This is a genomic window from Bradyrhizobium sp. USDA 4502 (assembly GCF_054063355.1).
The window spans coordinates 8,873,655-8,893,021 of record NZ_JBSSGF010000001.1; the positions used below are offsets into that span (position 1 = coordinate 8,873,655).

Here is a 19,367-nt window from a genome sequence, read left to right on the forward strand (position 1 = left end):
TGCCAGCGGATTTGCAACCGTCGACGCTGGCACAAGATGCATGTTGTCGAGACGGAGGATCGGACTGATTCATCCTTGTCGCGATACTGTTGATCTATGTCAAAGGTCCTGAAGTTCTTGAATGGGACGCTGGTGTCGACCACGCGCACGTCAATGCGGTCTCGTCGGCCGGTAGCCGCCTGACGCGGTGCTGAGCCATGCTTCAGCGCAGATGCGTGCCCTTGGGCAAAGAAGCCTGGCGATGTGCACAATGGCGGATGGAGCGATCCATGCCAGTGGCGCGGTATTTCCTGTATATCGGCGGAGTGCTGCTCGCGCTGCTATTCCTTCTGGATGCCACCATCCCCAATTCTCCACTGGCAAAGCAGCCCGACTCGAGTCGTCCGACCATTCGCATCCGTTCGATGGAAAAGCTGCCCGACCTTGTCGTTTACGACACCAGTCTCCCGACTATCGTTCCTGAACAGGTCGCGGAAATTCCTGCTCCAGCCGCGGCCGAAACTGTCGGGCCTTCCCCGATCGTTCGCGAGCGGGAAGCGTTTGCCCAGATGCAGAAATCCGAAATCGAGCGGCCAAAATCGTCGGGCCGCAAGGCGAGGGAAGCCAAGCCGCCTCGGAAGTATGCCCATGCCAGGAGATACGCGCCGTCACCTTATGCGCATTTTGCGGAGCGACGTCCGCGATATGGGTGGTTCGGCAACTTCATCTGGTGATCAAGTAGCATATGCCTGCGGTGAGGGGACGCATGCCTGCGAGCCTTGACGCAAGTCAAGGCCGGGCCTTTCCATCGCTATGGAGTGGAGCTGTGGTGCCTCAAAGGATTAAATGGAGGAACACAATGATCCGCTTGTTTGCTGTCTTTATCTTCGCTTTGTGTGTTGGAGCACCTGCGCAAGCCATGACACCCGCGCCGCTCCCCCAGACGGAAACAATGGCAATACCGGTGGCCGTCGGCTGCGGTCCGGGCCGGACGCGTATCAATGGTGTATGCGTAGCAAGGACGACCGTCCGTCAAACTCGCCGAGCCGTTCGCAGATGCGTGCGCTGGCAGGGAGGGGTCTGCGCCTTGTATGAATGAACGACTCTACTGGCGTTCAGGTCGCGACTGGGCGCCAGTACTGTAGTGCATCCGGTCGAATGCCGCTTCTAAATCATCCATGACAATCAGCGGCGACAATCCGTCGGGCCTGCCGTGCCTTACTGAGCTTCGAGCAACAGGACGGTCAACAGCAGGATCGGCCAGAGCGCGCTCGCGGCCAGAGTGATGCGGAGCACCACGTCACCGCTCGACGGTTCGACCCATCGACGCCTGAGCTGACGAGGCAATTTGCTCGATTGAAATGCGCGTTGTGGTTGGCGAGCCGATCCGACTTTTGCAGCGCCGATGGGAGGTGCCGCGGCTCGATGTCGCAGCAAGCTCTTCTCGTCATAGAGGACGTGATTTGACGGGTTCGGTTTTAAGCACCCGGGTGCCATGAACGATCCCTTCCATCGGGCACCTAATCTACGTCGGAAAACTTGAAGGCGATAGGGCGGTTTGTGCCAAGGGAGCGAGGCTCGGTCGCCCGAAGCCCGAAGTAGCGCGAGCCGGGTTCGCAGCGTGAAATACAAGCCTTATGAGCCCTGGTCTCTCAGTTCGAGCGTAACGAGCCTCGCCAGCAGCGTGGCCGGGTAAAGCTGGCCGATCACGCTCTCGACATTGCACAGGCTGCGCGCTAGCGGGTGCACAGGGATGATGTCCCCGTAGCCGGTAGAAGTGAGCGTGACGAAGCTGAGATAATAGACCGAGCTCGCAGGGGCTGAGTCATCCTCGAGATTCATTCCCTTGAATGCATCCGGAAACCACAACCCGAGGAAGACGAATAGCGTCCCGAAGCCGAGCCCGATCAGCAGATACGGCAGCCCGCGCCGATGATCCGATGATAGGTGACGCGACCGCGCCGGAATACGGCGTGCGCAACTCCGAGCGTGAGCGAGATGGCGAGCCAGCCGGCAGCCAGTAGGCGATGTTGTATGGCGACGGAGGATAAAGGATGCCGCGATTGGTAAGTCGCCTTGACCGATCCGACGCGTTGCGACGATCGGCTTGCGCGGAGGGCGAGGCGGCGATCCTCGCGGGAGTGCACCATCGCTCAAACAAAAACGCCGGCCCGAGGGCCGGCGTTTTTCGTGTTGATCTGACGAACCTCAGTTGAACATCGCGTCGATGTCGTCCTGCGAGGCGTGGCCGGCGTCGCCGTCGAGCTTCGGACCGTTGAGCAGGCGGGCATCGCCCTCGCGGGTGTCGACGATCGCCGGGACGTGCGACTTGATGGCGTCGACGCCGCCCCAGATGTTCATCATCTCGTTGATGTGCTGTTCGATGAACTTCATCGTCTGCATCACCTTGCTGATGCGCTGGCCGGTGAGGTCCTGGAAGTTGCAGGCCTCGAAGATCGAGACCACGCGCTCCTGAATATCTTCGCTGAGCCGCTTCTGCTGGTCGGGCGTGACGTTGTTGGCGAGCGCGGTCGCGGCCTGGTCGATCGCCTCCACCGCCTCGAGGATCTGCTGGGTGGCCTGTTCGGTGCCGCCGACCACGGCGCCAAGCTCGCCATTGACCTTGGCCATCTCCTCGCCGTTGAAGCTCTTGCCGTGCAGCACGGCGATCTCGCGCTTGGTGCGGCTGATCGCGTCGTGGATCAGGTCGAGCTCGACCTTGAGCTTCTCGCACTGTTCGACCTGCGCGCGGTAGGTCTCGAGCAGCGCGTGGGTCTCGGCGACTTCGCGGGCGACCGCGGCATCGACGCTGTCGCCGGTGCGCTGTGCCGGGGCTGCGGCCATCTGGGCGCGGATCGAGCGAAGCTCGGCCATGATCTCGCGATGCATCGGACCGAGATCGGCGCCGCCCGAAACATCCGGCTCCGGCATCACAACCTCGCCCATCGCCTGCTCGACACGAAAACGCTTGCGCTTCACTGACATGATTTCATTCCCGCCCCTTCACTGAAGTCCGTTCTAGACAGAGCGGATTTAACGTCAGGTTCACGCCGGAACCGTTTGCGCGGATAGCGCGCAAGCGCGGCGATACCGGCGATTAACCATGTCGCCACGCCGTTCACGCAAAATAAACGCTGTCAGGGAAAACCGCGCTCCATTGCCGATGTGGTGAATCGAAACGGCCGATCCGTTTACCAAACCGATGCGGTTTTCATTGCTTATTGACCACGTGCAACGGCGCAAAGTCGGCGCCGCGCGCATCACGTCACGACGAAACCAGTACAGAGTACGTCGATGCTCAGGAAAACCACGCTTGCGCTGCTCGCCGGCGCGTCTTCTCTTATTGCCGTTCCCCATCACGCCATGGCGATCGACGCGGCAGCGCCCGCCGGGCCCGCCGTCATCTATGCCAATCAGGGCGCTCCGCAGCCGCCGATGCGCACCGCCTATGTGCAGCCGCAGCGCTCCAACATGGGCGGCGGCTTCATCGAATTCCTGTTCGGCGATGCGCCGTCGTCGCAGGGTTATTCGCCGCAGCCGTATCAGCAGCAGCCCGGCTATTACGGCAACCGTCAGCTGCCGCCGATGGATCCGCAGCAGCAGATGCTCCGCCAGCAGGAAGAGGCCGCGGGCGATCCGGCGCAGCGCCCGTTCGATCCGAGATACGAGAAGCAACTGGTCGACTATAGCGGCAGGGAAAGCGCCGGCACCATCGTCGTCGATACGCCGAACAAGTTTCTCTATCTGGTGCAGGGCGACGGCCGCGCGCTGCGCTACGGCATCGGCGTCGGCCGGCCCGGCTTCACCTGGGCCGGCATCAAGACGATCTCGGCGAAGAAGGAGTGGCCGGCCTGGACGCCGCCGCCGGAAATGCTGGCGCGCCGTCCCGATCTGCCGCGGCACATGGAAGGCGGCCCGGAAAATCCGCTCGGCGCCCGCGCGATGTATCTCGGCTCCTCGCTCTACCGCATCCACGGCTCCAACGAGCCCTGGACGATCGGCACCAACGTCTCGTCCGGCTGCATCCGGATGCGCAATGAGGACGTCATCGACCTCTACGGCCGCGTCAATGTCGGCGCCAGGGTCGTCGTGATGTGAAGTTGTAGTCCGGATGGAGCGAAGCGAAATCCGGGACAGCGAGCCGCACGATGCGTCAACCTCCCCTTGAAAAGGGGAGGTCGCTTTGCTCAACAGAGCAAAGCGGGTGGGGATCATCTCTCTCCACGAGCAGCGGCGTTTGTGGCTGACCCCCATCCCGACCTTCTCCCTTTCAGGGGGAAGGAGAACAGCTTCTGCCCAGGCTACGACTGATCAAATGAAAACGGCCGCTCGATGGAGCGGCCGTTTGTGTTTCAGGTGAGACGCTTACGCGTAATTGCTGTCGTCACCGTCTCCGCCGCCGTCGAAGCCGTCGTCATCATTGTCGAAGTCGTCGGCGTCTTGATCATCGTCACTGTCCCGGTCGGCCTGCGCTTGGTCGAACGCGCCGGCGCGCGAGCCGCTGTCGCGGTTGGAGCCGATGTCGTTGACCCCGGCGTCGCGCGCGAGGTCGCTCGACGACTGGTCGCCGCCCCAGGGACGCGAACCGCCGCCGAGGCCGCCGGCATCGGCCATCGACTGGTGGCTGCCGCCACCCATCATGCCGCGGATGCTGGAGAGCAACAGTCCGCCGCCGACCACGCCGGCCGCGGCCGCCGCCGCCGTGCCGAGGAACGAGCCGCCACCGCCACCCGGCGCGCCGCCGAGCGCCGGCGGCTGCGGGCCGCCATAGCCCTGGCCGTAGGGTTGCGCGGGCTGGCCGTAAGGCTGGCCATAGCCGCCGCCGGCCTGCTGCATCGCCTGGCCCGAGTTCCAGACCGGGCGGCTGCCCGGATCGCGGCCGCCCATGTCGGGCGCCCGCACCGGCGGCACCGAACCATGTTGCTGGCCCTGTCCGCCGAAGATCGCATCGCGCATCGAATCGAGGAAACCGCCGCCCTGCTGCTGGGCTCCCTGCTGCTGGCCGACCGCGGCCTCGAGTTCCTGGATCCGGTCGTGGGCGCGCTTCAGCGCCTCGTCCTGCACCAGCGCGGTCTGCACCAGCGCGTAGACCGCATTCGGCGCGCTGCGCAGACCCTGCATGATCGCGGACATGGCCTCGCCGTCGCGCGGGGCATTCTCCAGCTTGGCGAGCCGGTCGAAGAGATCGTCGATCAGTTGGCGTTCTTGCGGTGTCATGGCGTTCTCCATCGCGCCGATCGAATCGGCGCGTCCGAGATGTAGGACCGGGTTTGTGGCGCAAGGAGTGGGGGCCAGAATTAAATTTATGTATGCGACAATACGACCGGATGAACCTTGTCAGGCCAATGTAACTTTATTCGAGTGTAACTTTATTCAGGGCCAGCAGCGCGGGGAAATCGTCGCCTGCCAGATAGGCATGTTCGGTCTCGCGCTGCGTCGTCAGCGGGTCGAGGCTCTTCAGCGTTTCATCGACGAAACCTGGATGGCACATCACGAGCCCGTCCTCCGGCATGCCGTCGAGGAAGCCCTGCATCAGCGCCGCGAAATCATTGCCGCGCGTAAAATCATAGGCGCCGGCGAAGGCCGGATTGAACCGCAGGCCTGCTCGCTGCGCCTTGATCCGGAATTGCGTGCTGAGCACGTTCAGCACCAGCGCCTTCGGCGCCGCCAGCTGGCGCGCCAGCGGGCCTTCGCGGCCGCACTGCCGCACCCAGGCGCCCGGCGCGCGCTCCTTCACGGCGCGCAGGAAGCCGTCGCGCACCTGCGGGAACAGCTGCGCGTGCTGGTGACCGTCGACGAAGTCGGGTGCGCGGCCGAACAGATCATGGAAGGCGTCGAGCTGCGCCAGCACCTCGGCATGGACCAGTTCGGCGTCGAGCCGATGCATCAGCCCGGCGCGCAGCAGCCGCGGGAAGGGCAGGAACATGTCGCTGTCGAGCGGGCGGAAATGCATCGTCAGCGGCCGGAACGGCGCGGTCAGCGTCACATGCAGCCCGATCGCGCAGCGCGGGCTGTTCGCCACCGACGCCGTGAGCGCGCTGGCCGCATCGCGGCCGATCGCCGGCGTCACCGTCATCACCGACGTCGCATTGAGGCGGCCGCGCTCGATCAGGTCGCGGATCGCGCGGTTGATGCCGTCGCTCAAGCCATAATCGTCAGCACACAGCCAGATCCGGCGCGGCGTATCGGTGTTCATTCCGCGGCGGTCCGCTCGGAGGCATTTTGCGCCGCGCCGCCGTCGGCGTGCTTCTCGGTGTGCTCGGCGACGAAGTAGATCGGCCGCGCCTTCAGCTCGGAGAGGATCTTGCCGATATATTCGCCGACGATGCCGATCATGATCAGCTGCACGCCGCCGATCGTCATCATGCCGATCATCAGCGACGGATAGCCGGGGACCTGCTTGCCGGTGGTCAGCACTTCCCACAGGATCGAGAGGCCGAACAGGAACGCCGCGCCGGCGAGCAGCGCGCCGAGCAGGCTGGCAAAGCGCAGCGGCGCCACCGAGAACGAGGTCAGGCCCTCGATCGACAGGCCGATCAGCCGGCCGGCGTTGAAGGTGGTGACGCCGTGCGCGCGCGGCGCCGGCTCGTAGTCGACGCGGATCTGCCTGAAGCCGATCCAGCTGGCGAGGCCCTTGAAGAAGCGGTTGCGCTCCGGCAATTGCCGCAGGGCCGCGGCCGCGCGCGGCGACAGCAGGCGGAAGTCGCCGGCATCCTCCGGGATCTGCTGCCGGGCGCCCCAGTTGATCAGCGCGTAGAAGCCGCGCACGGCCAGCCGCCGCGCGGCCGATTCATTGTCGCGATGCGCCTTCGCCGTGTAGACCACGTCGTAGCCGTCATCGATCCAGTGTGCGACCAGTTGCTCGACGAGCGTCGGCGGATGCTGGCCGTCGCCATCCATGAACAGCACCGCGCCGCGGCGGGCGTGGTCGAGGCCGGCCATCAGCGCCGCCTCCTTGCCAAAATTGCGCGACAGCGACACCACCTGCAGGTCGAGCCCGTCGGCGGGCAGGCCGCGCGCGATCGACAGCGTGTTGTCCGCGCTGCCGTCATCGACATAGACCACCTCGCAGGCGAGGCCGTAGCGGGCGCGCAGCGTCTTGGCGAGGTTGATCAGCCGCTCATGCAACGCAGCAAGCCCGGCCGCCTCGTTGTAGACGGGAACGACGATCGACAGACCCTGCCCGGCGGCGGTCTTGGCGGTCGTGGTCAGGCTGGAAACGTCAGAGCCCAGCATCATCGATCAGGTTCCAGAACTAGAGCGTTTTCGAGCGAAATGGCCTTCCGCCTCGCACGAAGAAACCGCGTCAAAACGAGAGATCCCTCGAACACAATATGGTACCGCAGGGTAGCTGTCGCCAACATGAACGGCGTGGCCGCCTCATTGTCGCAGGAACGCCTCGAGCCTGGCGAACAGCGGGTTCTCGCGGTCGAACACATAGTCCAGCGACACCACCGACACGGTTTCGGCGCCGTGCTCGCGCAGGAAGCTGCCGAGCGCGTAGAGCTTGCCCGGTGGGCAGTGCAGCGTAAGCATGCCCGACGAGGTCGGGCCGCCGAACGGGGCGACCACGCCGAAGCGGTTATGCGCCTCGGAGAGCAGCGCATCGTTGCAGCCGGCGAAGCGGGTGCGGACCTCGCGATACTTGCTGGCGCGGGCGCGCGCCGCGATATGGTCGAGGATCACGCGCGCGGTCTCGCGGGCGCCCTTCGACCAGTCGGCATCCTTCGACGCCACCAGATTGGCCTGGCTGCGCAGCATGACGCCGTCGTCGAGCACCTTGAGCCCGTTGGCGGCGAGCGTCGCCCCGGTCGTCGTGATGTCGACGATCAGTTCGGCGGTTCCGGCGGCGGGCGCGCCCTCGGTGGCGCCGGCGCTTTCGACGATGCGGTAGTCGCCGACGCCGTGTTTGGCAAAGAAGCCGCGCGTCAGATTGATGTATTTGGTCGCCACCCGCATGCGGTGATTGTGCTGCTCGCGGAAGCCGGACGCGACGTCGTCGAGATCGGCCATGGTGCGGACGTCGATCCACGCCTGCGGCACCGCGACCACGACATTGGCAAAGCCGAAGCCGAGGCCTTCGATCATCAGCACGCGCTTGTCGGCATCGGGAATGCTCTCGCGCACCAGGTCCTCGCCGGTGACGCCGAGATGCACCGAGCCGCGAGCCAGATTGGCCGCGATCTCGCTCGCCGAGAGATAGGCGATCTCGACATTGTCGACGCCGGCGATGGTGCCGCGATAGTCGCGGGCGCCGCCGGCCTTCGACAAGGTCAGCCCGGCGCGGGCGAAGAAGCTTTCGGCGTTTTCCTGCAGCCGCCCCTTGGAGGGAACGGCGACGACGAAGGGCGTGCTCATTGGGCGGCTCCGAAGGAGGAGATGGCCTGGCCATGCCGGGTCATCGCCTCGATCCAGACCGAGAAGCCGACCGCGGGGATCGGGCTCGCCGAGCCGAGCTGCGTCATCAGCCCGTCATAGCGCCCGCCGGCGACCAGCGGTTCGGCGCCGTTGCCCTTGGCGTGCAGCTCGAACTCGAAGCCGGTGTAATAGTCGAGGCCGCGGCCGAACGCGGTGGAGAACCGGGTCTTTCGGATGTCGATGCCGCGCGCGGCCATGAAGCCGATCCGGCTCTCGAGCTGGTCGATCGCGGCGGCAAGGTTCAGCTTGGCCTCGCCAGCCAGCGCGCGCAATTGCGCGACCGCGTCGTCGGGATCGCCCGCGATCGCCAGGAAGCGCTTGATGGTCGCGACCGCATCGCGCGGCAGCGCGCCGCCCTTCAGCGTCGATTGCTCGAGGAAGCGGTCGGCGATCTCGGCCACCGTGCGGCCGCCCACATTAGTGGTGCCGGCGATCGACATCAGATCGGTGACCAGCGCCAGCGCCGCCTTGCGGTCGGAGCCGGCCAGCGCAGCGAGCACGCCCTCATATTCGTTGCGGCCCGGTGCCGTCTTGAGCGCCAGCTGCTCGATGTCGTCGGTCAGCGAGACCTTGCGGTTGAAGTCCTTGATCAGCCGGCGCCGCCACACCGGATAGAGGTCGAGCGCATCGATCAGCGCGTTGAACAGCGCGACGTCGCCGGTGCGGATCTCGACGTCCTTCAACCCGAACGCCGTGGTCGCCTCCAGCGCCAGCGCCAGCATCTCGGCATCGGCCGCGGCGCGGTCCTGCCGTCCGAACGATTCGATGCCGGCCTGCAGGAACTGGCTCGGCGCGCCGCCGCGATAACGGAACACCGGGCCGAGATAGCTGAAGCCGGCGGGCTGGCCGGCGCGGGCAGAGGCGAGGTAGTCGCGCGCCACCGGGATCGTGAGGTCCGGGCGCAGGCAGAGCTCCTCGCCGCTCGGGTCGGTCGTCAGGTACAGGCTCTTGCGGATGTCCTCGCCGGAGAGATCGAGGAACGGCTCGGCGGGCTGCAGGATCGCGGGCTCGGACCTCTGATAGCCGGCCTGCGCGAACGAGGCCAGCAGCGCATCCGCCCAGACGGCGGATCCGGCGGCGGATCGTGGTGCGGCAGCTTCGGTCATCTCGACGTCCAATAGCTCCGGACCAGGTTCCGGTGCGGGTTCCAAGGGTGGTTCGGGGCAGCCCTTACCATGGCCGGATCGGGGTTTCGACAGCGATCGGCCAAGTGGCTTAATGATTGCGTGCGTTAACGATTTTGCGACGGCTTGGCTAGGGGCAGATGTTTGCCCTCGGCTTTCATCGGGCAAACGAGCTGCAGGTTCCGTCATCCTGAGGCGCGAGCGCAGCGAGCCTCGAAGGATCGACGGCCACCAGCCGGGCCGTGCATCCTTCGAGGCTCGCCGAAGAGGCTCGCACCTCAGGATGACGGGGAGGGAGTGTGTGGCCCATTTCCTCGCCAGTCCCCCAGTGCCGCCTGCACCAGCGCCAGCGCGGCGACGGCGGCGGTGTCGGCGCGCAGGATGCGCGGGCCGAGGGCGAGGCGGAGGATGGCGGGCTGGCGCAGCAGCAGCGTGCGCTCCTCCTCGGCAAAGCCGCCTTCCGGGCCGATCAGGACATCGATCCCGGCATTCGCAGCCGTTGCCGCCGCCAGCGCCTGCACCGGGCTTTCGACCTCGGCCGCCTCGTCGCAGAACACCAGCAGCCGCGCCGGATCGCGCCCCGCCAGGAAACGTTCGAGGGGCAGGGGATCGGCGACTTCGGCGAGCGAGATGATCCCGCATTGCTCGGCGGCCTCGACCGCATTGGCGCGCATCCGCTCGCCGTTGACCCGCGACACCTGGGTGAAGCGTGTCAGCACCGGCACCAGCCGCGCGGCGCCCATCTCGACCGCCTTCTGCACCATGTAGTCGAGCCGCGCATGCTTCAGCGGCGCGAACACATAGGTGACGTCGGGCAGGCGGTCCTGTGGGCGGGTCTGTGCCGCGACCGTCAGCGTGTCGGGGCGCTTGCGGCCGGAAATCTCGGCGCGCCATTCGCCGTCACGCCCGTTGAACACCAGCACGCTGTCGCCGGCGCCGAGCCGCAGCACGTTGCCGAGATAGTTGCTCTGATCGCGTTCGAGCGGAACGGTTGCGCCGGCGCCGAGCGGGGCGTCGACAAACAGGCGGGGGCTGCGGAAATCGAGTTCAGGCATATCCGAGGCGGCTTCAGTGCGGTGTGGCCAGTTTACCAAACCGCGCGACACCGTAATCCCGCGGACTCCTCAGGAACTCGCCAGCCAGGTAATATTGAGCGTCGATATATTGCTTCTGTCACCAAGTCATTTCTTTAGTCCAAGGGGCCGCTTGCACGCGGTCCCTTTTGTTGTTCGGTCGCCCGCGGCGTCGGCCCATGAATCCAAACCGGGGCCTTACCGAAAATCCTGTTCAGGCAAATTTGATGGTCCATTTTACCGCCGTTCGTAGCCTAAAGGCTTAGAATCGGGGAACAATTTAATATGGCCGGTGTGGCCCTACGCCGCGCTGTCGCCCAAATCCACGGGTTGTTAAGGCCTCACAGGAATCGTAAAACGCCCCCAAAATTCGTTGCTTCGTTTTTGTTGCGCTGGGGTTGCCTGGACCTTTTGCCGGAGAAACACCCTCGATGATCCGCCGTCTGATCGTGCTGACCGTTGCTGCGACCGCCCTGTCCGTGGGGCAAGCCGCCGCGCAGAGCGCCTTTCCGGCCCCGTTGCCCAATCAGGCCGGTAAGGCCGGCACCGCGTCCGACCCCGCGTTTCCGCCGGTCAATGGCATGCGTCCAAGCCAGGCCGGAACCGCCTCGGATTCCGCATTCCCGCCGGTCAACGGCGCGCCGGCGGCCAGGGTCGGTGCCACGCCGTCGGCATTTCCGAGCAGTGGCGCGGCCCCCATCGCCGGCGGCGGGCTGTCGTCGCCGCCCCCGCCGGGTGCGGGTGGTGGTGGTGCCGCCGACGCCTGCATGAAGAATTTCACGCCGCTGCGCGAGGATGCGGAGAAGCGCGGCAAGGCGATCAAGGCGGCGAGCGATCGCCACGCCAGCCCCCAGGAGGCCTGCAAGCTGATCGGCAATTACAGCCAGGCCGAGATCAAGATGATCAAATATGTCGACACCAATGCGCAGAAGTGCGGAATTCCGCCGCAGATCGCCGACCAGCTCAAGGCCGGACACAAGAATACCGAAGCGCTGCTGAAGAAGGTCTGCAATGTCGCGGAGCAGGCGGCGGCGCAGCCGCGTGGGCCAGCGGGGCCGAGCTTGAGCGACGTGCTCGGTTCGTCCGCCTCGCTGCCGGAAGCGACGCCGACCAAGAAGGGCGGCAGCACCTTCGATACGCTGAACGGCAACGTCCTCACCCGTTGATGGATCACCCATGAGCGATGTCTCCACCCGCGTTGCCGATTCCACAGGCAACTGGGTGGATACCCATGCGCCGGTCTGGACGCGGCCCTATCTGCGGCTTGCGCGCTACGACCGGCCGATCGGCTCCTGGCTGCTGTTGATGCCGTGCTGGTGGTCGGCGGCGCTCGCCGCCGGCGTCGCGCATGATGTGCGCTCGCTGCCGCTCGTGGTCCTGCTGTTCTTCATCGGCGCCTTTGTGATGCGCGGCGCCGGCTGCACCTGGAACGACATCACCGATCGCGATCTCGACGCCAAGGTCGAACGCACGCGGTCGCGGCCGATCCCCGCCGGGCAGGTCACGGTGACGCAGGCGGTGGTCTTCATGGTCCTGCAGGCGCTGATCGGGCTTCTCGTGCTGCTGCAGTTCAACCGCTTCGCGGTGATGACCGGCATCGCCTCGCTTCTGATCGTCGCGATCTACCCGTTCATGAAGCGGATCACCTGGTGGCCGCAGGTCGTGCTCGGCCTTGCCTTCTCCTACGGCGCGCTGATGGGATTTGCGGTGACGCTCGAGCGCATCGATGCGACCGCGATTGCGCTCTACGCCGGATCGATCGCCTGGGTGATCGCCTACGACACCATCTACGCCCATCAGGACGCCGAGGATGATGCGCTGATCGGCGTCAAATCCACCGCGCGCCTGTTCGGTGCACGCACCCATCGTGCGCTCGTGATCTTCTATGGTCTCGCCGTGCTCTTGATCGGCGTGGCGTTCGCACTCGCAGGGGCGCGCTGGCCGGCCTGGATTGGGCTGGCGGCGTTCGCGCTGCATCTCGCCTGGCAGATCCGGCGGCTCGACATCAGCGATGGCGCGCTCTGCCTGCGCATCTTCAAGTCCAACCGCGACGCCGGCTTGATCTTGTTCGCGAGCCTGGTCGTCGACGCGGTGCTGCGCGCGGCGTGACGACTTCGCAGGATGGTGGAGCGAAGCGATACCCGTCATTCTCGCCGCAGAACAAGAGTTGATGGGTTTCGCTTCGCTCTACCCATCCTACGCAGCTCGAAATGACGGCGAGAGGTACGACAAATCACGCATGCGCGGGTGATGACACCGCGTGGTGTGAGACGATGAATCGAAACCCATCCTCATCGTCGTCCCATCCTCATCGTCGTCCTGGCGAAAGCCAGGACCCATTACCCCAAATCACAATTGTTGCGCGACGCTGGGGCCGCGATCCCGTTCATGCTGAGTGCGCCGAACTCAATCCCGCGCGATGATCTCGCGTTCGCCGCGATGTACGCTGGTGCCGTTGAGGCTGACGCCGGCGCGGCGGTGGACCAGGAATTTCGGTCTCCGCGCGCGGATCGCGTTGCGGCGACGGCGGCGCGGGGAGGGCGTCCGCGGCGCAGGCTCGGTCAGTTGCGGGAGACGGAAGATGTCGCTCCACATCTGCCAGGCGGAGCTGATCTCCTCGGCATCCGAACTGGAGCCGAGCGGAATGCTGAGCGCGGGATCGCGGTGAACCAGCACCAGCATCTGCGCGTCGTCGATGCCGCGCACCGCGACGCCGAGAAAGTCGCTGACGCGAACATTGACCGCCATCCGCATGCCGAGAACGGCACGGCGCAGCACGACATGTTCGCGATGAAGCTCGACCTGCCGCATGCCGCCATCCGCGCGCGCGTCCTGCGCGTGGAAGCTGAGCGGAAGGGAAAGAGGGTCGAGCCGCAACGCGCAGCTCGACCCGGCGGAATTGATTCCGCTTGTTGGTGTTTGACGCCTCAAAGCTCTGTCTCCCCGCCGGGATTATGTTCCCGGTCGTTGTGTGAGAGCCTAGCCGAGCGATGTCCGTTCCCCCTTAAAAAGCCTGGTTAATCCCTCCTCACCTCGTGCCATGATTGACAAGAGGTTGGCCCGCATGATTGACGAAGCCTTGCCCCCATCACTCAAATCTTTGTTGCCTGCGGCGCAAAGTGCTTGAAATCCCTGTGAAACCGGCACATCTGGTGGGTCTGTCGACCTCGTTCCGGGCCCCCCTCAATCCGCAGGAATTCGTTCGTGAACTCTTCACCATCTGCATCGCGACACGGCGATAGCTCCGATCTGTTCGACCAATCGGGCCTGAGCGACCTTGCACAGCGCCTGGTCGATGCCGCAAAGCGCGCGGGGGCCGATGCGGCCGATGCCATCGCGGTGCGCGGCGTCTCGCAGGGCGTCGAGGTGCGCGACGGCCGCGTCGAGGAAACCGAGCGCTCCGAAGGCGATGACGTCGGCCTGCGGGTGTTCGTCGGTCACCGCCAGGCGGTGGTGTCGACCAATGACGTCAGCGGCGACGGGGTCGCCAAGCTTGCCGAGCGTGCGGTCGCGATGGCGCGCGTGGCGCCGGACGACAAATATGTTGGTCTCGCCGATCCGGCGCTCCACGCCCACGATTTCCCCGATCTCGATCTGCTCGATCGCAAGGTTCCGAGCACGGCCGAACTGGAGCAGCGCGCGATCGAAGCGGAGGCTGCGGCGCTCGGGGTCAAGGGTGTCACCAAGTCCGGCGGCGCGTCGGCCTCGACCGGGATCGGCGGCATGGTGCTGGTGACGTCGACCGGCTTCCACGGTTCTTATCTGCGCTCCAGCCACGGCATCTCGACGACGGCGATTTCCGGTGAGGGCACCGGCATGGAGCGCGACTACGATTTCACCAGCGCGCCGCATGCCTCCGATCTCGATTCACCTGCTACCGTCGGTCGCAAGGCCGGAGAGCGAGCGGTGGCGCGGTCCAATCCGCGCAAGGTCGAGACCTGCAAGGTGCCGGTGGTGTTCGATCCGCGGGTGGCCGGTTCGATCGTCGGCCATCTCGTCGGCGCCATCAACGGCGCCTCGATCGCGCGCAAGACCAGCTTCCTGAAGGACAAGCTCGGCGAGCAGCTGTTCTCCAAAGACATCCGCATCATCGACGATCCCTTGCGCGTGCGCGGCCTGCGCTCGCAGACCTTCGATGCCGAGGGCGTCAGGGTGAAGGAGACGGCGCTGATCGATGCGGGCGTGCTCACCACCTGGGTACTGGATTCGGCGACCGCGCGCGAGCTCGGGCTTGTTACGACCGGTCATGCGCATCGCGGCGTGTCGTCCTCGCCGTCTCCCGGAACGTATAATCTGCATCTCGAGCCCGGTTCGGTGACGCCGAAGGAGCTGATCTCCGACATCAAGCAGGGCTTCTATGTCACCGACCTGATCGGCTCCGGCGTCAACGGCGTGACCGGCGATTACAGCCGCGGCGCGTCCGGCTTCTGGATCGAGAACGGCGAGATCACCTATCCGGTCAGCGAAGTGACCATCGCCGGCCATCTGCTGCCGATGTTCAAGTCGCTGGTCGCCGCCAACGATCTGGAATTCCGCTACGGCGTCAATTCGCCGACGCTGCGCATCGAGGGCCTGACGCTTGGCGGACGCTGATACGGACGACTGGACCAAGGCGCGCGATGCCGTCTTGCTGACCAGATCGGTGCAGGAAGCGGGCCGGCTCGCATCGTCACTGTTCCGCACCGAATTGAAGAACTGGATCAAGGGCGCGTCCTCGCCGGTCTCCGAGGCCGACATCGCGGTCAACGACCTCCTGGAGCAGCAGCTGCGTTCGGCAACGCCCGGCTACGGCTGGCTGTCGGAAGAGAGCGCCGACAACGACACCCGGATCGGCAAGCGCTTCACCTGGATCGTCGATCCGATCGACGGCACCCGCGCCTATCTCGCCGGCCGCGAGGACTGGTGCGTCAGTGTGGCGCTGGTTGAAAATGCATCGCCGGTGCTCGCGGCGGTGTATGCGCCGGTCAGCGAGGAATTCTTCTTCGCCGCCCGCGGACAGGGCGCCACCCTGAACGACGGCGCGGTGCATGCAACCGCAGGCACCGATTTCAACTTTCCGCGGATGGCGGGACCGAAGCCGCTGGTGCAGCGGCTCAGCCCGACGCTGGACGAGATCACGCTCTATCCGCGGATCGGATCGCTGGCGCTCAGGTTGTGCCGTGTAGCACAAGGTCGACTTGACGCGGCCTTTGCAGGCGGGCAAAGCCGCGACTGGGATCTTGCCGCCGCGAATTTGATCGTGCAGGAAGCGGGTGGTAAGATGACCGCGCTCTCGGGGGACGCGATTGAGTACAATCGCCGGGAGGTGACGCATGGGGTGCTGGTGGCAGCAGGACGCGAACGTCATGCACGCATTGTCGAGCATTTTCGCAGCCGTCCTTTGCCGTGAGGCCTCGCCGATCCGCGCCGCGTTTCCGATTGTGACGACCAGACCTGTGACGACTACGACTTCATTTGTTTGCCGGGCATCTCGTTAGGAAAAGCACCATCATGTCAGACAATGCCCAGCCCCAGCTGCTTCACCTCGTGATCGGCGGCGAGTTGACCGATCTTGAGCACAACACCTTCAAGAACCTGGACGAAGTCGAGATCGTCGGCGTCTACCCGAACTATGCGACCGCCTATGCGGCCTGGAAGGCGAAGGCGCAGCAGACCGTGGACAACGCCCAGATGCGCTACTTCGTCGTTCACCTCCACCGGTTGCTCGATCCTGAGCAGGACACAAAGCATTCCCATTGAAACGACTTTTTCGCGATCTGCTGCGCAGCGGCTTCGTGCAGCGCGCGCTGGGTGTGCTTGCGGCCGAGTATCTGCGGCTGGTGTGGTACACCAACCGCTTCAGCTACCAGCCGCATGACGTGTACGGGATCGTCGAGCCCCTGATGCCGGCGATCTTCGTGTTCTGGCACGGCCAGCACTTCATGACGCCGTTCATCAAGACCAAGGAGAGCTACCGCGCCAAGGTCCTGATCTCCCGCCACCGCGACGGCGAGTTCAACGCCCTCGCGGTGGAGCGGCTCGGCATCGGCACCATCAGAGGTTCCGGCGATCATTCCGGCGCGTTCCATCGCAAGGGCGGCGTCGGCGCCTTCCTGGAGATGGTTCGGGCGCTGGAAGACGGCTGCAACATGGCCACCACCGCCGACGTGCCGAAGCGGGCGCGGGTGGCGGGCCTCGGGGCCATCATGCTGGCGCGGGAGACCGGCCGGCCGATCATCCCCTTTGCGATGGTCACCAGCCGATTCATCCGGTTGAAAAACTGGGATTCGACCACCATCAATTTGCCATTCGGGCGCGGCGCAGTGGTAGGTATTGAGCCGGTCTATGTGCCGCCCGACGCCGACGCCGCGACGATGGAAAAGCTTCGGCAGCACGTGGAGGAACTTCTCAACGAAGCGACCCGACGTGCCTATGCAGCGGTCGGGCGGCCGGAGGCAGCGCTTGGCTAGCTCGCTACCGATGACGTTGCGTGTGTACCGCAAGCTGTCGTCCGCGATGGTGCCGCTCGCGCCTGCGCTGATCAAGCGGCGGCTCAAGCTCGGCAAGGAAGATCCCGAACGTGTCGGCGAGCGGCGCGGCGTGAGCGCCGATACCAGGCCGCAGGGCCCGCTGGTATGGATTCACGGCGCCAGCGTCGGCGAGGTGCTGGCAGCGGCCGGCCTGATCGAGCGGCTGCGCGCGCTCAATTTGCGCATCCTGCTCACCTCGGGCACGGTGACCTCGGCCGCGATCGTCGCCAAGCGCTTCCCGCCCGACGTCATCCATCAATACGTGCCGTACGACTCGCCGCGTTATGTGACGCGCTTCCTCGATCACTGGCATCCGTCGCTGGCGCTGTTCATCGAATCCGATTTGTGGCCGAATCTGATCCTGTCGAGCGCCGCGCGGCGGCTGCCGATGGTGCTGATCAATGGGCGGATGTCGCAGCGCTCCTTCCCGCGCTGGCGCCGGGTCTCCAACACCATCGGCGCGTTGCTCGGCCGGTTCGACATCTGCCTCGCGCAGTCGAACACCGACGCCGAACGCTTTGCCGCGCTCGGCAGCCACAACGTCGTCGTCACCGGCAACCTCAAGCTCGACGTCGCGGCGCCGCCGGCCGATCCGGCCAAGCTGGAGCGGTTGATGTCGGTGACCCGCGGCCGCGCCATCGTGGTTGCGGCGTCGACCCATCGCGGCGAGGAAGAGATCCTGATCGAGGCGCACAAGTCGCTCGCGGGATTCTTCCCCGGCCTGCTCACAGTGATCGTGCCGCGGCATGCCGCGCGCGGCGAGGCGGTGGCGCGGCTGGTGACGGAGGCCGGCCTGCGCCCCGGCCTGCGCTCGCATGAGGATCTGCCGGTCGCGACAACAGATATCTACGTCGCCGATACGATGGGCGAGCTCGGCCTGTTCTATCGCCTCGCGCCGATCGTGTTCATGGGCGGCTCGCTGGTTGCGCATGGCGGCCAGAATCCGATCGAGGCGATCAAGCTTGGCGCGGCGATCGTGCACGGCCCGCACGTGTTCAACTTCACCGATGTCTATGAGGCGCTCGATCGCGCCGGCGGCGCGCGCCGCGCCGATGATCGGGAAGCGCTGGTCAAGCAGCTCGGCCAGTTCCTTGCGGATTCCGCGGCCCGCGACAATTCGCTGGCGGCCTCCGAGCGCGTCGTCGAACAGCTCGGTGGCGCGCTGGAGCGCACGGTGACCGCTCTTGAGCCCTATCTGTTGCAGTTGCGGCTCGAGATGGGAGCCGCCAATGCGTGAGCCGGCCTTCTGGCACCGGCCGTCGTCTTGGACATCGCAACTGCTCCAACCGCTTGCCGCGCTTTACGGCGCGGTCGCCGCACGGCGGATGCGGCAATCCGGCGTCGATGCCGGCATTCCCGTGATCTGCGTCGGCAATTACCATGTCGGCGGCGCCGGCAAGACGCCGACGGTGCTGGCGCTGGCAAAATTGCTGCGCGAACTCGACGAGCGGCCGGTGGTGCTCAGCCGCGGCTATGGCGGCAGGCTCGCTGGCCCGGTCAAGGTCGATCGCGACAGCCACACGGCGGCCGAAGTCGGCGACGAGCCGCTGATGATGGCGGCGAGTTTGCCGGTCGTGGTGTCGCGCGACCGCGCCGCGGGCCTGGCGCTGGCGCGCGCCCAGAATGCCAGCGTGATCCTGATGGACGACGGCTTCCAGAATCCCTCGGTGGCCAAGGATGTCTGCCTGATCGTGATCGACGGCACGCGCGGCGTCGGCAATGGCCGCGTGATTCCGGCCGGACCGGTGCGCGCGCCGCTGTCGCCGCAGCTGGAACGGACCGACGCGCTGATCGTGGTCGGCGAGGGGAGCGCGGCGCAACGGATTGCGGCCGATCTCGCGTCCCGCGGCAAGCCGGTGCTGTCGGCGCATCTGAAGCCGGACCAGGCTTCGCTGGCGGCGCTGAACGGAACACGTGCGCTCGCCTTTGCCGGCATCGGCGATCCCGCGCGCTTCTTCAACACATTGCTCTTAAGCGGCGTGGACGTCGTGCGCAGCAAGGCTTTCGCCGATCATCATGCCTTCACGAAGGAGGAGATCGAAGCGCTCGTTGCTGACGCGCGTGGCGACGCCCTGACGCTGGTGACGACGGAAAAGGATCTCGCGCGGTTGCGTGGTCCGGACGGGATGCCGGCCTGGGCACAGGCGATCGTGCCGTTTGCGGTGACGCTGCAATTCGATGATGGCGACGCGCTGCGGCGCCTGGTGGCCGATCAGCTGTTCAGGGCGCGGGACAGGAGGCTGCGCAAATGAACCCGGCCTTGA

At 65.7% G+C, this 19,367-nt stretch carries 19 protein-coding genes; 10 read left to right on the forward strand and 9 right to left on the reverse strand.

All coding sequences use genetic code 11. From position 1 onward, the window contains the following. Positions 1-269: 269 nt before the first annotated feature. Positions 270-713, forward strand: coding sequence for a hypothetical protein (locus ACVW1B_RS41420; RefSeq protein WP_083715002.1), 444 nt, complete (start codon positions 270-272; stop codon positions 711-713). Positions 714-1,614: 901 nt separating this feature from the next. On the opposite strand, the gene ACVW1B_RS41425 is transcribed toward ACVW1B_RS41420, so the two are convergent. Next, a complete protein-coding gene (locus tag ACVW1B_RS41425; protein ID WP_375167012.1) occupies positions 1,615-1,821 on the reverse strand; it encodes a potassium channel family protein in 207 nt (68 codons plus the stop codon). A gap of 366 nt (positions 1,822-2,187) precedes the next feature. Further along, entirely contained in the window at positions 2,188-2,964 is a 777-nt protein-coding gene (locus ACVW1B_RS41430; protein ID WP_456777641.1) for a protein phosphatase CheZ, read from the reverse strand. Between the two features lie 309 nt (positions 2,965-3,273). Between ACVW1B_RS41430 and ACVW1B_RS41435 the strand changes: the two genes are divergently transcribed. Further along, on the forward strand, positions 3,274-4,077 hold the full coding sequence (locus ACVW1B_RS41435; RefSeq protein WP_456822949.1) for a L,D-transpeptidase family protein: 804 nt from the start codon (positions 3,274-3,276) through the stop codon (positions 4,075-4,077). A 267-nt stretch (positions 4,078-4,344) separates the two neighbouring features. On the opposite strand, the gene ACVW1B_RS41440 is transcribed toward ACVW1B_RS41435, so the two are convergent. The 6 genes from ACVW1B_RS41440 to ACVW1B_RS41465 all read right to left on the reverse strand — a co-directional run bounded on the left by ACVW1B_RS41440 (position 4,345) and on the right by ACVW1B_RS41465 (position 10,576). Further along, positions 4,345-5,196, reverse strand: coding sequence for a DUF2076 domain-containing protein (locus ACVW1B_RS41440; protein ID WP_057016664.1), 852 nt, complete (start codon positions 5,194-5,196; stop codon positions 4,345-4,347). 136 nt (positions 5,197-5,332) lie between these two features. After that, on the reverse strand, positions 5,333-6,175 hold the full coding sequence (locus ACVW1B_RS41445) for a ChbG/HpnK family deacetylase (RefSeq protein ID WP_456777638.1): 843 nt from the start codon (positions 6,173-6,175) through the stop codon (positions 5,333-5,335). Further along, on the reverse strand, positions 6,172-7,218 hold the full coding sequence (locus tag ACVW1B_RS41450) for a glycosyltransferase family 2 protein (protein ID WP_456822950.1): 1,047 nt from the start codon (positions 7,216-7,218) through the stop codon (positions 6,172-6,174). Before ACVW1B_RS41450 ends, ACVW1B_RS41445 begins: the two co-directional genes overlap by 4 nt. Before the next feature lie 141 nt (positions 7,219-7,359). Then, complete coding sequence (gene hisG / locus ACVW1B_RS41455; RefSeq protein WP_092086859.1) at positions 7,360-8,337, reverse strand: ATP phosphoribosyltransferase; 978 nt, start codon at positions 8,335-8,337, stop codon at positions 7,360-7,362. Further along, on the reverse strand, positions 8,334-9,503 hold the full coding sequence (locus ACVW1B_RS41460; RefSeq protein ID WP_456777636.1) for an ATP phosphoribosyltransferase regulatory subunit: 1,170 nt from the start codon (positions 9,501-9,503) through the stop codon (positions 8,334-8,336). The genes hisG and ACVW1B_RS41460 overlap by 4 nt, the downstream gene beginning before the upstream one ends. 296 nt (positions 9,504-9,799) lie before the next feature. Then, a complete protein-coding gene (locus ACVW1B_RS41465; protein ID WP_456777635.1) occupies positions 9,800-10,576 on the reverse strand; it encodes a 16S rRNA (uracil(1498)-N(3))-methyltransferase in 777 nt (258 codons plus the stop codon). Between the two features lie 449 nt (positions 10,577-11,025). On the opposite strand from ACVW1B_RS41465, the gene ACVW1B_RS41470 reads away from it, so the two are divergent. Next, complete coding sequence (locus tag ACVW1B_RS41470) at positions 11,026-11,760, forward strand: hypothetical protein (protein ID WP_092086865.1); 735 nt, start codon at positions 11,026-11,028, stop codon at positions 11,758-11,760. A 10-nt stretch (positions 11,761-11,770) separates the two neighbouring features. After that, positions 11,771-12,703: a 4-hydroxybenzoate octaprenyltransferase gene (gene ubiA / locus ACVW1B_RS41475; protein WP_456777634.1), complete on the forward strand. Its 933-nt coding sequence runs from the start codon at positions 11,771-11,773 to the stop codon at positions 12,701-12,703. 297 nt (positions 12,704-13,000) lie between these two features. On the opposite strand, the gene ACVW1B_RS41480 is transcribed toward ubiA, so the two are convergent. Next, positions 13,001-13,525: a DUF6101 family protein gene (locus ACVW1B_RS41480; protein ID WP_456777633.1), complete on the reverse strand. Its 525-nt coding sequence runs from the start codon at positions 13,523-13,525 to the stop codon at positions 13,001-13,003. 273 nt (positions 13,526-13,798) lie between these two features. On the opposite strand from ACVW1B_RS41480, the gene ACVW1B_RS41485 reads away from it, so the two are divergent. From ACVW1B_RS41485 to lpxK, 6 genes are all read left to right on the forward strand, one after another. Then, on the forward strand, positions 13,799-15,187 hold the full coding sequence (locus ACVW1B_RS41485; protein WP_456822951.1) for a TldD/PmbA family protein: 1,389 nt from the start codon (positions 13,799-13,801) through the stop codon (positions 15,185-15,187). Beyond that, positions 15,174-15,983, forward strand: a complete 810-nt coding sequence (locus tag ACVW1B_RS41490; protein ID WP_456822952.1) for an inositol monophosphatase family protein — start codon at positions 15,174-15,176, stop codon at positions 15,981-15,983. The genes ACVW1B_RS41485 and ACVW1B_RS41490 overlap by 14 nt, the downstream gene beginning before the upstream one ends. Positions 15,984-16,084: 101 nt before the next feature. Beyond that, a complete protein-coding gene (locus tag ACVW1B_RS41495) occupies positions 16,085-16,333 on the forward strand; it encodes a DUF4170 domain-containing protein (protein ID WP_016848023.1) in 249 nt (82 codons plus the stop codon). Next, complete coding sequence (locus ACVW1B_RS41500) at positions 16,330-17,043, forward strand: lysophospholipid acyltransferase family protein (RefSeq protein ID WP_050384219.1); 714 nt, start codon at positions 16,330-16,332, stop codon at positions 17,041-17,043. Before ACVW1B_RS41495 ends, ACVW1B_RS41500 begins: the two co-directional genes overlap by 4 nt. Then, the gene (locus ACVW1B_RS41505; protein WP_456781769.1) at positions 17,006-18,340 is read left to right on the forward strand and encodes a 3-deoxy-D-manno-octulosonic acid transferase; all 1,335 of its coding nucleotides are present in this window, start codon (positions 17,006-17,008) and stop codon (positions 18,338-18,340) included. The genes ACVW1B_RS41500 and ACVW1B_RS41505 overlap by 38 nt, the downstream gene beginning before the upstream one ends. Further along, a complete protein-coding gene (lpxK, locus tag ACVW1B_RS41510) occupies positions 18,333-19,355 on the forward strand; it encodes a tetraacyldisaccharide 4'-kinase (protein ID WP_456777630.1) in 1,023 nt (340 codons plus the stop codon). The genes ACVW1B_RS41505 and lpxK overlap by 8 nt, the downstream gene beginning before the upstream one ends. Positions 19,356-19,367 lie beyond the last annotated feature (12 nt).

Excerpts from the sequence above, each read along its gene's own strand:
- ACVW1B_RS41420 (WP_083715002.1), top strand. The coding sequence starts at position 270 with ATGCCAGTGGCGCGGTATTTCCTGTATATCGGCGGAGTGCTGCTCGCG.
- ACVW1B_RS41425 (WP_375167012.1), bottom strand. The coding sequence starts at position 1,821 with ATGAATCTCGAGGATGACTCAGCCCCTGCGAGCTCGGTCTATTATCTC.
- ACVW1B_RS41430 (WP_456777641.1), bottom strand. The coding sequence starts at position 2,964 with ATGTCAGTGAAGCGCAAGCGTTTTCGTGTCGAGCAGGCGATGGGCGAG.
- ACVW1B_RS41435 (WP_456822949.1), top strand. The coding sequence starts at position 3,274 with ATGCTCAGGAAAACCACGCTTGCGCTGCTCGCCGGCGCGTCTTCTCTT.
- ACVW1B_RS41440 (WP_057016664.1), bottom strand. The coding sequence starts at position 5,196 with ATGACACCGCAAGAACGCCAACTGATCGACGATCTCTTCGACCGGCTC.
- ACVW1B_RS41445 (WP_456777638.1), bottom strand. The coding sequence starts at position 6,175 with ATGAACACCGATACGCCGCGCCGGATCTGGCTGTGTGCTGACGATTAT.
- ACVW1B_RS41450 (WP_456822950.1), bottom strand. The coding sequence starts at position 7,218 with ATGATGCTGGGCTCTGACGTTTCCAGCCTGACCACGACCGCCAAGACC.
- hisG (WP_092086859.1), bottom strand. The coding sequence starts at position 8,337 with ATGAGCACGCCCTTCGTCGTCGCCGTTCCCTCCAAGGGGCGGCTGCAG.
- ACVW1B_RS41460 (WP_456777636.1), bottom strand. The coding sequence starts at position 9,503 with ATGACCGAAGCTGCCGCACCACGATCCGCCGCCGGATCCGCCGTCTGG.
- ACVW1B_RS41465 (WP_456777635.1), bottom strand. The coding sequence starts at position 10,576 with ATGCCTGAACTCGATTTCCGCAGCCCCCGCCTGTTTGTCGACGCCCCG.
- ACVW1B_RS41470 (WP_092086865.1), top strand. The coding sequence starts at position 11,026 with ATGATCCGCCGTCTGATCGTGCTGACCGTTGCTGCGACCGCCCTGTCC.
- ubiA (WP_456777634.1), top strand. The coding sequence starts at position 11,771 with ATGAGCGATGTCTCCACCCGCGTTGCCGATTCCACAGGCAACTGGGTG.
- ACVW1B_RS41495 (WP_016848023.1), top strand. The coding sequence starts at position 16,085 with ATGTCAGACAATGCCCAGCCCCAGCTGCTTCACCTCGTGATCGGCGGC.
- ACVW1B_RS41505 (WP_456781769.1), top strand. The coding sequence starts at position 17,006 with ATGCAGCGGTCGGGCGGCCGGAGGCAGCGCTTGGCTAGCTCGCTACCG.
- lpxK (WP_456777630.1), top strand. The coding sequence starts at position 18,333 with ATGCGTGAGCCGGCCTTCTGGCACCGGCCGTCGTCTTGGACATCGCAA.